The organism is Stenotrophomonas sp. YJH_SMC_14-1 (genome assembly GCF_059372275.1).
In genome coordinates, this window is record NZ_JCAFVK010000001.1 from 514639 (window position 1) to 527974 (window position 13336).

The window sequence follows — 13336 nt, forward strand, 5'->3', positions numbered from 1 at the left end:
GGCCTGCAGAAACGGCCCGGGTTTGCCCGGGCCGTTCCGTTTCCAACTTACACCACCCCGATCACTCGATCGGCTGGTCCAGCATCAGCTGGCGTGCGAAACGCACCGGCGGGGCGCCGTAGGACAGCATCTGGTCGTGGTACGCCTTCAGGTTGAACTTGTCGCCCAGCTTCTCCTGCACCGCCTTGCGGGTGTCGAAGTGTTCCTGCGCACCGACGAAGTAGGTCGGTAGCTGTGCCGAGGTCAGCTGTGCACGCACCCACTTGCCCGCCGCTTCGCTTTCCTGCTGGAACGCGTCGTGGGTCATCAGGTGCATCGCCTTCTCGCGATCCCAGTTGTCCACGTGCACGCCCTGGTCGAGGATCGCGTTGGAGATCGTGCGCAGGTAGAACTTCAGCTGCACCAGGTGGAACAGCGGGTCGTTGTTGAGGTAACCCTGCTCCTGCATCATGCGCTCGGTGTAGACCGCCCAGCCTTCGGCGAACAGGCCTGAACGCAGCACCGCACGCAGGGTGGAGGGGAACTTGGCCGAATGCCAGCCTTCCAGGTAGTGGCCCGGGGTGCCTTCGTGGATGCTCAGCAGGTGGATCATGCGCGAGTTGTACTCACGCAGGAACGAGTCGACCTGCTTGTCGTTCCAGTCGTCCGGAATCGGCGACACGGCGTAGAAGGTCTTCAGGTTCTTGTCCAGCGGACCCGGTGAATCACAGTAGGCCACGGCCACGCCACGCTGGAATTCCGGCATCAGGATGATGTCCACCGGCGCGTCGGGCAGCGTCATCAGATCGTGCTCGCGCACGAACGCGGTGGACTGCTCCAGTGCGGCCTTGGCATCGTCGACGACCTTGTCGCGTGCCGGCTTGTCGGCGTAGGCCAGCTCCAGCGCAGCTTCAATGGCCTTCTGCTGCTGCTCGTCGGTCGGCTGGGCCGGCATCTCCGGCGCACCCGGCTTGTCCTTCAGCACGGTCTGCGCGATGCCGTACATGTCTTCGCGCACGCGCTTGAGTTCGGCGCGTGCACGCTCACCGATCTCCTGGCGCGACAGCGAGGAGCTCAGCGCGAACTTCAGCTTCTGGTCGTACTTTTCCGCACCGATGCGGAAGTCGCCCTTGGCATTCGGCACCAGGGTCTTGTCCAGCCAGGTCTGCTGCTCGTCCACCGCCTTCTTCAGGCCGTCGATGGCGGCCTGCAGGCGCTGCTGGTCGGCCTGCGGCAGTTCACCGATGTGCGGGGTGATGAAGGTATCGACGATGCTGAGGATGCCCTTGTTCTGCTTGGCCACCGTTTCGGCGTGGATCTTCGGCACCCGTGCCGGATCCAGGTTCTCGCGGGCCTGTGCGAAGATCGCCGGCAGCTTTTCCATGCGCGCGGTGGCCGACTTCAGGCGCTCCGGCAGCGGCGCGAACTCGCGCGCCATCAGGCCGTAGATCGCGCTGCCGGCAATGCCGTTGTACAGCTGCGGGTCCCACTTGCCGGACTGCAGCACTTCGGCGTTCCATATTTCCGACTGCAGCTGGTTGCGCAGGATCGCCGCGTCTACCTGGTTCTCGCGGCCCAGCTTGGCCACCTCGATCTTGTCCAGCTCGCCCAGCAGCGCCTTGTAGGCTGCCAGGGTCTTCTGCTGGCCGGCGGCACTGAGGTCGTCCAGCTCGCTGTCGTAGCGGTGGTCACCGATCTGGGTAGCGCTGACCGGCGACAGCTGCATCCAGGTGTCCAGGGCGCGCTTGGACAGGTCGGCGAAGGCGGCATCGACCGCCGCGTCACCGGCCTGCTGGCTGGTGGCCGGGGTGGAAGCGTTGGTCGGGGCGTCGGCCGGCTGGCAACCGGCCAGCGCGGCGACCAGGGCGAGGGCAAGAAGATGCGGGCGCATCGGCGTTCCTGTACGGGGTCAAACCCTGAGCATAGGGCCGCGTGGCTGCTTTGTCCCCGTGCCATAGGATTACCATGGGCGCAGACAAGGACCCTCCAAAGGAGCGCAGAACATGGAATACCAGGGAAGCTGCCATTGCGGCAGGATCGCATTCACCGTACAGGCCGGGGCGCCGATCAGCGACGTCATCGACTGCAACTGCTCGATGTGCCGCCGCCGTGGCAGCCTGCTGTGGTTCGCCCCGCGCGAAGCGTTCCAGCTGAGCACCGATCCGGCGGACGTGGCCACCTACCACTTCAGCAAGGCCCACATCGACCATCACCATTGCCGCGAATGCGGCATTGCCCCCTACAGCGAGGCGGTGGATCCGCGCAGCGGTGTGCCGATGGTGGCGGTGAACGTGCGCTGCGTGCCTGCAGTGGATCTGGCCACGCTGGCGGTGACCTCCTACGACGGGGCCGCACTGTGAGGCCGGTGCGCGCGTGGACGTGCATGGCGGCAATGCCGGTGCTGCTGCTGGCGCTGGGCGCCTGCGCCAAGCAGGGCGACATGGCGGCGGATGCGGGCGCCACGGCGGCCGAGGCTGCCATCGCTTCACCGGAAGGCGCATTCCTCGCCTACGAACACGACGTGCAGGTGCAACTGGAAGCGGCGCAGATCGCACCGCGCATCCAGCAGGTGGCACAGGCCTGCCAGAGCGCGAAGTTCGGTGACTGCGCGGTGCTGCAGGTAGACCAGCGCAGCGGCGAGCAGCCCAGCGGCGAGGTCAAGGTGCGGATTGCACCGAAGGGCACCGAGCCGTTGATCGCGTTGGCCGGTGAGGGCGGCACGCTGGAGTCGCGCAACACGCGTGCCGAGGACCTCGCGCAGGCCGTGGCCGACACCGCGCTGACCAAGGCGCGGCTGGAGAAGGAACACGCGCGGCTGCTGGCCTACCAGGACCGCAAGGACCTGAAGATCGAGGACCTGATGGCGATCACCACGCGGCTGTCCGAGATCGAGGCGGGTGTCGAGCAGGCCAGCAAGGATGCCGCGCAGCAGCGCCGGCGCATCGATACCCAGCTGGTGACGATCCATTTCGATACCACGTCCGGCCAGCGCAGCCGCAGCGAGATCGGCGAGGCGCTGAGCGAGTCGGGCAGCATCCTCAGCACCAGCGTTGCGTTCCTGATCCGCGCCGTCGCCGCGCTGCTGCCGGTGGCGGTGCTGGCCTTGATCGCGGCCTGGGGTGTGCGGGCATGGTGGCGCCGCCGCCGTCGCAAGCTGCCGCCCAACCTCTGAGGTGGAGGCTGATGCCGGCAGCCCGCCGGCATCAGCCCTCGTCGGTCTCGTACTCGACGAACACATCCAGCTCCAGCGCCAGTTCCTGCACTGCGTCGCGCACCTTCTGCGCGGTGCTTTCATTGCCGACTTCCACTTCCAGCTCATGGATGCCCGGGCCGATGTCGTCGGACAGCCCGGCCGAGCTGGAATCGTCGTCGTCCATGTGCGGCATCAGATCGTCGGTTTCCTCGACATGCTCGATGCCCTCCAGGCCGAGCAGCAGGTCGCTGATGGCACGGGCGTCGTCTTCAGTTCCGGTGATGCGCAGTCGCAGCATGGCCATGGCGTAGGTACGTTGTGGAGTTGCCAGCAGCCTAGCCAGCGCCGGGCAAAGAACGGGTGAGGGTGCAGTCAGGCGCGTGTGGCCGGACGCCCGAGCAGGCTGTCCGGCAATGCGGGAATCGGTGTGCGTTCGTCCTGCGCCTGCTCCAGCAGCCAGTCGATGAACAGGCGTGCGGCCGGGCTGGGCGGTTGTCCTTCGGCATGCACTACGTGGTACGCATAGCGCGCCTTCAGCGCCAGGCCGGGCAGGCGCACCACCTCGTAGCGCTGCAGATAGGGCTGGGCGATGTGGGTGCGCGCCAGCACCGCGCCCATGCCATACACCGCTGCACGCATCGCATCGGTGCTGTCGGCGAAGGTGTGCATGGGTGGCAGCGGCGACGGCGTGCGCACGCCGGCGTGGCGGAACCAGTCGCGCCAGCCCTGCGGCGACAGGTCGGTGAGCAGCGGCAGGTCGGCGATGCGCGCCGGATCGACCAGCGTTTCGACGCCGGCCAGTGCCGGTGAGGCGACCGGGAACAGGTAGTCATCCATCAGGTGCTGCGCACGCAGGCCGGGCCATTGGCCCAGGCCGTAGCGGATGCCCACTTCCGGGCCGTTGTCGTCATAGCGATCCAGCCCGCTGCCGGTATGCAGTTCGATGCGGATGTGCGGGTAGGCCTGGGTGAAGCGCGGCAGCCGTGGCAGCAGCCAGCAGTAGGACAGCGAGCGCAGCGTGGTGATCCGCAGCGGCACGCTGTCGGCATCCGGCTGCAGGTGATGGGCGACGGCCGCGACATCGGTGAAGGCGGCGCTGGCGGCGTCGGCCAGTTGCCGGCCCTCGGCAGTCAGGCGCACGCCGCGGGCGTGGCGTAGGAACAGCCGTACTTCCAGCACTTCTTCCAGGCGGCGGACGTGGTGGCTGACCGCGCTGGCGGTCAGGTGCAGCTCCTGCGCGGCCTGGGCGAAGTTCTGGTGGCGCGCGGCGACCGCGAACACGGCCAGTGCGGGTAGCAGGGAAGGGCGTAGCAGCATGTCGAGCCTCAAACCATATTTGTGGCTGGCAGCGATACTACGCGCTTGTGCGGCGGGCGTCTGCGCCTGATCCTATCCGCCTTGGCGAGGAACTGACGATGTACGGAGGCAAGGCATGAATGCGGTCCCACAGGCGGCCGAGCGCGATTGGCGCACGCCGCTGGAATTGACCCTGCTGGGCGCCATCTGGGGCTGCTCGTTCCTGTTCATGCGGGTGGCGGTGCCGTCGTTCGGCCCGTTCGCGCTGGTCGAAGTGCGGCTGGTGCTGGGTGCGCTGGTGCTGCTGCCGTTCCTGTGGCGCGCCCGCTCGCAGTTCCCGCCGCGGCGCTGGCTGTGGCTGGCGCCGATCGGCCTGATCAACTCGGCGTTGCCGTTCGTGCTGTTCGCCTATGCAGCGGAACAGGCGCCGGCGGCGATCGGCGCGATCTGCAATGCGATGACCGTGCTGTTCGCCGCGCTGATCGCCTTCCTGTTCTTCGGCGAGAAGATCGGCATGCGCCGCGCCGGTGCCTTGCTGGTTGGCTTCGCTGGCGTGGTGGTGCTGGCCACCGCCAAGGTTTCCGGCCTGAGTATCGGCACCGCGGTGCTGGCCGGTGCGGCGGCTTCGCTGCTGTACGGCCTGGGCGTGAACCTGGTGAAGCGGCACATGACCGGCCTGCCGTCGGCGGCAGCGGCGGCGGCAACGCTGTCGTGTGCCTCGCTGTGGATGCTGCCGATGGCGGTGAGCCACTGGCCGCAGGCGGCGATTCCGCTGAAGGCCTGGGGCGCGGCGATCGCCTTGGGCGTAGCCTGCACCGGGCTGGCGTTCCTGATGTTCTACCGCCTGATCGGCCGTATCGGCCCGTCACGGGCGTCGACGGTGACCTACCTGATTCCGCTGTTCGGCGCGGCGTTTGCGTGGTTGTTCCTGGGGGAGGCGGTGACGGTGCAGATGCTGATTGCGGGTGTGTTGATCCTGGGGAGCGTGGCGGTGAGTCAGAAGGGCTGAGCGCGCGCACGCAGCGGTAGCACCGAGCCATGCCCGGCGGGCCCATTTCCGCGCCTGCGGGGAGGTGTCACTTTCTTTGCTCGTGCAAAGAAAGTAACCAAAGAAACACGCCGCCAGGTCGCGAGCCGGTGCTGCGCACCGGTACCCTGCGCTCCTCGGCCCGTCGAGGGACGGCGCGGGAACTCGCTGCGCTCAGACACCCGCGCCTCTTCGCCCTCGCCGGACCTGCGGTGCTCGGCTCGCTCAAGGCGGACCCAGATCAAAGGCCACAGCTGCACCCAGTAGATTCACGCCATGCGTGGATGTTTTTGCTGTTGATCTTGATTTTTCAGTCCGCCTTGAGCGAGCCGAGCATCGCAGGGGAATCAGGGGCGAAGAGGCGCCGATGTCTGAGCATAGCGAGTTCGGCGCCGTCCCCTGATTCACCGAGAAGCGCAGGGAACCGACGTGCGAAGCACGGCGGCTCGCGACCTGGCGGCGCGTTTCTTTTGGTTACTTTTCTTTTCGCGCGAAAAGAAAAGTGACGCCCATGAACAGTGAAGCACCTTCAGCACGCGTCACGCGCAGGAAACCATCAGCGCACCGGCACCGGAATATTGCACAGATCGATATGCCCGGCCGGACGCTTGTAGAAATCATCCACGCGGTTGCGCCGCGCCTCCACCGTATCGGCGAAGGTCTTCGAGTCGGTACGCAGTACCTGGATCGGCGTGCGCTCGGCTGCCGGCACGTCGCTGGCACGGCGGATCGACACGATCGGTGTGCGCAGCTTCGGGTCGGTGTAGAAGCCCATCGGCGCCGGCCCGCGCGGGGTCGCGCTGAGCAGTTCCATGCCCTTCAGCACGCGACCGACCAGGGTGATGTTGCGGTCCAGCTGGCGCGGTGACTGGCCGGTCACCACGTACAGTTCGGCGCCGATGCTGCTGTCTTCCTCGTTGCTGCGGCCGGCACCGAGCATGCCGTAGCAGTGCGCCAGCCAGGTCTTGCCGGCCTGCGGGTCCTGGCCTACCGGGAAGCCATCGACGAAACCGGTCTGCGCGGCCCACCCATCGCGATCCGGCAGCACGCTGACCTTCAGGCCGGCGCTGGCGCGTTCGAACTCGGCCGGCAGCTTGCGCGCGGCGCTGCCGAACGTCCTGGCCTTCGCCGCGTCATCGGCGTCGGCATCGCCGAACTGCACCACGAAATTGTCCTGCGAGCGGTAGATGCTGGTGCCGTCCCAGAAGTGCTCGTGGGCGAAGGTCTGGATGTTGGCGACATGGCGCGGGGCGAACTGCGGCGCCAGCTCGATGATCACCCGCCCAGCCGGCAGGTCCATGTACAGCAGGTTGGCCGGGTCCGGGGTGCGCCATTCGCTGGCCGCCGATGCGTCGAGGATCTGCTGCGGGCTGCGGTAGGGCGTGGCCGAACTGGCCATGGCGGGCAGCAGGCAGGACAGGGCGATGGCGGTCAGGGCAAGGCGACGAAGGTGCGGCATGGGATCCCCGGAACATGAACGAGGCTTCGATTCTGCGCGAGCGGCCCGGCCACGCCAACCGGCACGATGACTAACGACACATTCGCTATACCGAACTTCGCACTACTGTGGACTTCAACGTAGTGGAGGCCCGGTCATGTCCGAGGACGATGTCCACCTGAAGAAGTTCCAGAAGGAGCTGAGCGCCGGAACGGTATCGCTGGCCCTGCTGGCGGTGCTGGCCCGGGCCGGGGAGCCGCTGTACGGCTATCTCATTGCCAAGGAGCTGGAGCGGGTGGGCGAGGGCGTGCTGAGCGGCAAGCAGAGCGCGCTGTACCCGGTGCTGCGGAACCTGGAGGCTGCCGGTCTGCTGGAAAGCCACGTGGAGCCGTCCAGCAGCGGTCCGCCGCGGCGCTACTACCGCATCAATGAACGTGGCCGCGAGGTGCTGGCGCAGTGGCGCCACGCCTGGCAGGCCACCCGCGATTCCGTCGATTCCGTGTTGGAGGGGGTACCGCAATGAACGACCCGAGCCTGGCAGGCCGAGCCCTGCCCACGACCATCCCGCAGTACCTGGCGCAGCTACGTGTGGCGCTGGAAGGTGCCGACCCGGCGATGGTGCAGGACGCGCTGTACGACGCCGAGGAATACCTGCGCTCGGAGCTGGCGGCGCAGCCCGGCCGCAGCGAGGCCGAGGTGATCGCCGACGTTGCCGGCAGCTATGGCGCGCCGGACGAGGTGGCCGAGATCTACCGCGAGACCGAAGTGACGGTGAACCGCGCGCTGCGCACGCCGCGTGCGGATACCGCACCGGTGCTGCGCGCAGCGGCCGAAGCCAGTGGCGTCGAGCCGGCCGCACCGCCGCCGGCGCCGGTGCAGCGCTCGCTGCTGGCGCGTTTCTTCGGCGTGGTGACCGATCCGCACACCTACGGTGCGCTGTTCTACATGCTGCTGTCGCTGGCTACCGGCATCTTCTTCTTCACCTGGGTGGTGACCGGCCTGTCGCTGTCGCTGGGCCTGCTGATCCTGATCGTGGGCATTCCGCTGACCGTGCTGTTCTTCGGCTCGGTGCGCGGGCTGGCGCTGCTGGAAGGGCGGCTGGTGGAAGCGCTGCTGGGCGAGCGCATGCCGCGCCGTCCGCGTTACACCGATCGCAGCCGCACCTGGCTGCAGCGCATCGGCGACATGTTCACCGATGGCCGCACCTGGCTGACCCTGCTGTACTTCGTGCTGATGCTGCCGCTGGGCGTCATCTACTTCACCCTCGCGGTGACGCTGCTGTCGCTGTCGCTGAGCCTGATCTGGGCGCCGGTCGCGGCGATCTTCAGTGGCGACATTCCGGGCGTGTACGTCGATGGCGTGAACGTACTGCCGATGGCTGCATCGCCGCTGGTGGCGATCACGGTTGCTGCGGCGGGCGCGCTGCTGCTACTGCTGACGATGCATCTGGCACGCGGCATCGGCAAGCTGCACGGGCTGATCGCCAAGAACCTGCTGGTGCGGTTGTAAGCAGTCGGGGTCGGATCCCTGTTCGCAGAACAGGGCTCTGACCCCGGATCCCATCATGCTGGGGTCAGAGCCCTTTCCGCTGGAAAGGGAACCGACCCCTGCCGGGAATCAGCCCGCCTTTCGCCGCAACGGGGTGACGTTACTCTTCTTCTTCGTGGCCTTCGCCGCCGGTGCTTCGGCATGCGCGGCGAAGAAATCGCGCACCTTCGGGTACACCACTTCGCGCCAGCGACGGCCGCTGAAGATGCCGTAGTGGCCGGCACCTTCGACGATGAAATGCTCACGGCGGTCCGCAGTGATGCCGGTGCACAGCGCCTGTGCTGCTTCGGTCTGGCCAAGGCCGGCGATATCGTCCAGCTCGCCCTCGATGCTCAGCAGCGCGGTATCGCGGATCGCCGACGGATCGACCTTCTCGCCGTTGACCACCCACTCACCACGCGGCAGCAGGAAGTCCTGGAACACCACGCGGATCGTATCCAGGTAGTACCTGGCCGGCATGTCCAGCACCGCGTTGTACTCGTCGTAGAAACGACGGTGCGCGTCGGCGTCTTCCAGGTCGCCCTTGACCAGGTCGGTGTAGAAATCCCAGTGCGAACTGAAGTGGCGGCTCGGGTTCATCGACAGGAAGCCGGCGTGCTGCAGGAAGCCCGGGTACACGCGGCGACCGGCGCCGGGATAGCTGGCCGGCACGGTGTGGATGACGTTGTTCTCGAACCACGACAGCGGGTTCTGCGTGGCCAGGTTGTTCACTGCGGTCGGGCTGCATCGCGCATCGATCGGGCCACCCATCATCACCAGCGTGCGCGGCGTCGGTTCGCCACGGCTGGCCATCAGCGAAACCGCGGCCAGCACCGGTACGGTCGGCTGGCACACGCTCACCACGTGCAGGCGCTCCACACCGAGGTGGCGGATGAATTCCTGGATGTAGGCGATGTAGTCGTCCAGGCCGAATTCGCCTTCGCTGGCCGGCACCATGCGCGCGTCCACCCAGTCGGTGACGTACACGCGGTGGTCGCGCAGCAGCGTGCGCACGGTATCGCGCAGCAGCGTGGCATGGTGGCCTGACAGCGGCGCTACCACCAGCACGAACGGCTGGTTGAGCATGGTGTGCAGCTGGTCGGCTTCATTGCTGTGGCGCTTGAAGCGCAGCAGCTTGCAGAACGGCTTGCTTACTTCCTCGTGCACGACGATCGGCACGCGTTCGCCATCGACGTCGATTTCGTTGATGCCCCACTCGGGCTTCTCGTAATCCTTGCCGATGCGGTGGAAGAGTTCATTGACCGCCGCCAGGCGATCAGCGCCGGGCATCTGCGACCACCAGTGCCCCTGGTTGGCGAAGAACCTGGCGTTGGCCTGGGCCTGGTGCACCCAGGGGGCGAGCAGGTTGCGGGTCAGTTCGTGCAGTTGATAGAGCATGACGACCGAATATGTATGGTCATATGTTGCCGCGCAGCATATCCCATCCGGGTGTCCCGCAGGTTAAGTCGGCTGAAAATAATGAATCTGGATTCACATCCGTTCCAGCGCGGCCGCATCGCCTGCCAGGGCGGGGCCGAGCCAGCAGTGCGACCCCACCGGCTGCAGGCCATGCCGGGCCAGCGTGCGGCGGTACCAACGCGCCGGGCGCGGCTGGAAGCCGTCGTGGTCGCCTTCGAACGCGTCCTCGGCGGCGAAGGTCTCCAGGAAGGCCACGCCGCCCGTCAGCTCTGCCACGCCGGCCAGTCCGGCGCGCAGCTCGCGGTCGGGCACGTAGTGCATCACGTCCGAGCAGACCAGCAGGTCGACCGGGGCACAGGGCCGCAGCCAGGCGAAATCGCCGAAGCGGGCCATGTGCAGGTTGCGGGTCCTGCCGTAGCGGCGCACAGCGTACTCGCTGCTGTCGAAGCCGAGGTATTCGACCTTCGGACGCAGCTTCAGCAGCGGTGCGCGCCAGGCGCCTTCGCCGCAGCCGATGTCCAGCACGCTGCGGATCGGTCGTTCCAGGTAGTACTCGGCACTGGCCACGGCCAGGGCGACCTTTCGCGCCAGGCGGGCGCTGCCGCCGATGTCGGCACGGCGGTACCAGCGTTGGAAATAGGCGGCGTCGTAGGTCTTGTCCATGGGGCGGTGCGCGATCGGGGAAAACGGCGCCTATCGTACGGTGTTGCGCCCCCGGGTGTGGCGGGCCTGCAGTAGAGCCACGCCATGGGTGGCTGCCATGCTGCGGCGATTGGACGCGGCAGCCACCCATGGGGTGGCTCTACTGCGACAATGGGTACCCATCTACGCCAGCCGCCGGAGCGAGCGCATGCAGAGCTACTACTGGGTCAAGACCTTCCACATCGTGTTCGTGGTGGCGTGGATGGCCACGGTGTTCTACCTGCCGCGCATCCTGGTGAACCTGGCCGAGACTGCGGGCCAGCCGGCGGTGACCGAGCGCCTGCAGCTGATGGGCCTGCGCCTGTACCGCTTCGGCCACTCGATGTTCGGCCTGGCATTCCTGCTGGGCCTGGTGCTGTGGCTGGGCTACAAGGTCATCCCCGATTTCCCGACCATGGTCGCGCCTGGTGGCGCCGGCTGGCTGCATGCCAAGCTGGGACTGGTGGTGCTGCTGCTGGTGTACTTCGGCTGGATCGGCCGCCTGCTCAAGGGCGTGGCCAAGGGCAGGGCGCTGCCGTCGTCGCGCGCGCTGCGCTGGATCAACGAGATCCCGCTGCTGGCCTTCATTCCGATCGTATGGCTGGTGCTGGCCAAGCCGTTCTGAGGCGGGGTCATCTGCACCCGGTAGATCCACGCCATGCGTGGATGCCGTCAGGGCGCAAACGAAAGCGCCGGGCAAATGCCCGGCGCTTTCGTTTCTGCAATCACCTGCGTGTTGCCGGCCAGCGGCCGGCACTACCAGGCCTACCTGCATGCTGGCCAGCGGCCGGCACTACTTCAGGCTGCTTCGTACGTGCCGTAGCTGCGCAGGCGCGCGTAGCGCTGTTCCAGCAGCTGTTCGGTGGACAGCTTGTCCAGCGCATCCAGCTCGTTCAGCAGCACCGCCTTCAGGCGCTTGGCCATCTGCGTCGGGTTGCGGTGGGCGCCGCCGGTGGGCTCGCGCACGACCTTGTCGACCAGGCCCAGGCTCTTCAGGCGCGGGGCGGTCAGGCCCAGCTGTTCGGCCGCGTCCTTGGCCTTGCCGGCGTCCTTCCACAGGATCGAGGCGCAGCCTTCCGGGGTGATGGTCGAGTACACCGCGTATTCCAGCATCACGGTGCGGTCGCCCACGCCCAGCGCCAGCGCGCCGCCGGAGCCGCCTTCGCCGATCACGGTGCAGATGATCGGCACCTTCAGTTCGGCCATCTCGATCAGGTTGCGCGCGATCGCTTCGGACTGGCCGCGCGATTCGGCGTCGATGCCCGGCCAGGCGCCAGCGGTGTCGATCAGGGTCAGCACCGGCAGGCCGAAGCGCTCGGCCATCTTCATCAGGCGCAGGGCCTTGCGGTAGCCCTCCGGCTTGGGCATGCCGAAGTTGCGCTTGATCTTCTCCTTGGTGTCACGGCCCTTCTGGTGGCCGATCACCATCACTGCACGGCCGTTGATGCGGGCCAGGCCACCCATGATCGCCTTGTCGTCGGCGAAGGCACGGTCGCCGGCCAGCTCCTGGAACTCATCGAACATGACGCGGAGGTAGTCGGCGGTGTACGGGCGCGACGGATGACGCGCCAGCTGCAGCACCTGCCACGAGGTCAGGTTGCGGAAGATCTGCGCGGTGCGCATGCGCAGCTTGTCCTGCAGCGCGTGCACTTCCGCCTCGACATTGACCGCCGGCCCGGCACTGGCGTTGCGCAGTTCCTGGATCTTGGCTTCCAGGTCGGCGATGGGTTGCTCGAAGTCGAGGTAGTTCGGATTCATCGGAAGCCGTCGTGTAAAGAAGAGGGGAATTCTAGCCGAATGCGCGCAAACCACCCGTACGCCTTCGTCTGGAAGGCGACGGTAGCGCAGCCGGGCGGGGCGCGCCAGTCAGCTCAGGGCACCACCAGGGCGCTGCGGCCCATCAGCTGGCTGCGCTGGGAAACGAAGTCGTTGTAGGCCTCGTTGGCGTCACGGCCCAGCCCGCTGCCCAGCGTGGCGGTGGCCGAGGTGAAGGCCATCTGCGCAGCGAAGTCCTGCTTGCGCAGCGCCTTCTGTTCATCGGCGGTGGTCGCCTTCAGCCAGCGCGCATAGACCTCGCGCAGCGGCGCGGCGTGGGCCTCGAAGGCCGGCACCAGCGCCGGCAGGCTGGCCGGGGCCGGTTCCAGGCTGAACGCCGGGGTCACGTAGCCGGCCGGCTGCTCGCGCTTGAACGCGCCGGGCTCGCCCATGCCTTCTTCCACGTAAGCGATGAAGTCCGTGGCGGTGAACACCTTGGCCACGATCTGGCCACCGCTGGCGTCGACGTGGGCCACCACCTTTTCCTTCGGGAAGGGTTCGCGCACGCCGTAGGTCCAGGTCTTGTCGATGAACAGGTCGTGGCTCTTCTCGAACGGGCCCTCGAAGTCGACGCCGCCCAGCTCGATGCCGGCCTTGCCGGTGCCGAAGTTCTTCAGCTTGCTCTCGTCGGTGACATAGACCTCGCGGGCGATCACGTACTCGCTCAGGGTCGGGTTGATCAGGCCGCCACGGCCATCGACGTAGACGATGAAGCGCACGTCCCCCAGTTTGTCGGTGTGCAGGCGGTGCTCACCGACAGCGAGCGAGATCGGGCGCGAGCCCTGTGCGGCCACCGGCAGGTCCTTGCCATCGATGCTCAGGGCCAGCGGCGCGTCGGTCGGGTTGTCGATCTGGAACTCGACCTTCGAGGGCGAACAGGCGGCCAGGGCCAGAGCGGCAACGAGCGGGAACAGCAGGGTCTTCATCGGCAATCGTCCTTGATACTTGGAACGGGAAAGCA

At 67.1% G+C, this 13336-nt stretch carries 14 protein-coding genes; 6 read left to right on the top strand and 8 right to left on the bottom strand.

Annotated features, from left to right (window positions below; translation table 11 throughout):
- Nucleotides 1–61: 61 nt before the first annotated feature.
- Entirely contained in the window at nt 62–1870 is a 1809-nt protein-coding gene (locus tag AC5P9P_RS02540) for a DUF885 domain-containing protein (RefSeq protein WP_049397495.1), read from the bottom strand.
- Nucleotides 1871–1982: 112 nt separating this feature from the next.
- On the opposite strand from AC5P9P_RS02540, the gene AC5P9P_RS02545 reads away from it, so the two are divergent.
- Complete coding sequence (locus tag AC5P9P_RS02545) at nt 1983–2339, top strand: GFA family protein (protein ID WP_329771909.1); 357 nt, start codon at nt 1983–1985, stop codon at nt 2337–2339.
- A gap of 23 nt (nt 2340–2362) precedes the next feature.
- Entirely contained in the window at nt 2363–3151 is a 789-nt protein-coding gene (locus tag AC5P9P_RS02550; RefSeq protein ID WP_049402225.1) for a DUF4349 domain-containing protein, read from the top strand.
- A gap of 31 nt (nt 3152–3182) precedes the next feature.
- On the opposite strand, the gene AC5P9P_RS02555 is transcribed toward AC5P9P_RS02550, so the two are convergent.
- Together AC5P9P_RS02555 and AC5P9P_RS02560 are read right to left on the bottom strand one after the other, a co-directional pair.
- Nucleotides 3183–3476 (bottom strand): hypothetical protein, encoded by a 294-nt coding sequence (locus tag AC5P9P_RS02555; protein ID WP_005408721.1) that lies wholly within the window; start codon nt 3474–3476, stop codon nt 3183–3185.
- 68 nt (nt 3477–3544) lie between these two features.
- The gene (locus tag AC5P9P_RS02560) at nt 3545–4489 is read right to left on the bottom strand and encodes a LysR substrate-binding domain-containing protein (RefSeq protein ID WP_049454683.1); all 945 of its coding nucleotides are present in this window, start codon (nt 4487–4489) and stop codon (nt 3545–3547) included.
- Nucleotides 4490–4604: 115 nt separating this feature from the next.
- On the opposite strand from AC5P9P_RS02560, the gene AC5P9P_RS02565 reads away from it, so the two are divergent.
- Nucleotides 4605–5477: a DMT family transporter gene (locus AC5P9P_RS02565; protein WP_033834075.1), complete on the top strand. Its 873-nt coding sequence runs from the start codon at nt 4605–4607 to the stop codon at nt 5475–5477.
- Between the two features lie 574 nt (nt 5478–6051).
- Here the strand turns inward: AC5P9P_RS02565 and AC5P9P_RS02570 are convergent.
- A complete protein-coding gene (locus AC5P9P_RS02570; protein ID WP_049402554.1) occupies nt 6052–6954 on the bottom strand; it encodes a peptidylprolyl isomerase in 903 nt (300 codons plus the stop codon).
- A gap of 136 nt (nt 6955–7090) precedes the next feature.
- Between AC5P9P_RS02570 and AC5P9P_RS02575 the strand changes: the two genes are divergently transcribed.
- Both AC5P9P_RS02575 and AC5P9P_RS02580 read left to right on the top strand, forming a co-directional pair.
- The gene (locus AC5P9P_RS02575; RefSeq protein ID WP_099485262.1) at nt 7091–7456 is read left to right on the top strand and encodes a PadR family transcriptional regulator; all 366 of its coding nucleotides are present in this window, start codon (nt 7091–7093) and stop codon (nt 7454–7456) included.
- Complete coding sequence (locus AC5P9P_RS02580; RefSeq protein WP_049395934.1) at nt 7453–8442, top strand: sensor domain-containing protein; 990 nt, start codon at nt 7453–7455, stop codon at nt 8440–8442. Before AC5P9P_RS02575 ends, AC5P9P_RS02580 begins: the two co-directional genes overlap by 4 nt.
- 108 nt (nt 8443–8550) lie before the next feature.
- On the opposite strand, the gene AC5P9P_RS02585 is transcribed toward AC5P9P_RS02580, so the two are convergent.
- Entirely contained in the window at nt 8551–9858 is a 1308-nt protein-coding gene (locus AC5P9P_RS02585) for a polyhydroxyalkanoate depolymerase (protein WP_005408728.1), read from the bottom strand.
- A gap of 93 nt (nt 9859–9951) precedes the next feature.
- Nucleotides 9952–10542: a class I SAM-dependent DNA methyltransferase gene (locus tag AC5P9P_RS02590; RefSeq protein WP_049402556.1), complete on the bottom strand. Its 591-nt coding sequence runs from the start codon at nt 10540–10542 to the stop codon at nt 9952–9954.
- 187 nt (nt 10543–10729) lie between these two features.
- Here AC5P9P_RS02590 and AC5P9P_RS02595 point away from each other — a divergent pair, with 187 nt between their 5' ends.
- Entirely contained in the window at nt 10730–11185 is a 456-nt protein-coding gene (locus AC5P9P_RS02595) for a CopD family protein (protein ID WP_005408730.1), read from the top strand.
- A gap of 173 nt (nt 11186–11358) precedes the next feature.
- Here AC5P9P_RS02595 and AC5P9P_RS02600 read toward each other — a convergent pair whose 3' ends face one another.
- On the bottom strand, nt 11359–12318 hold the full coding sequence (locus tag AC5P9P_RS02600) for an acetyl-CoA carboxylase carboxyltransferase subunit alpha (RefSeq protein WP_005408731.1): 960 nt from the start codon (nt 12316–12318) through the stop codon (nt 11359–11361).
- Nucleotides 12319–12431: 113 nt separating this feature from the next.
- Complete coding sequence (locus tag AC5P9P_RS02605; RefSeq protein ID WP_033834081.1) at nt 12432–13301, bottom strand: hypothetical protein; 870 nt, start codon at nt 13299–13301, stop codon at nt 12432–12434.
- Nucleotides 13302–13336: the final 35 nt, after the last annotated feature.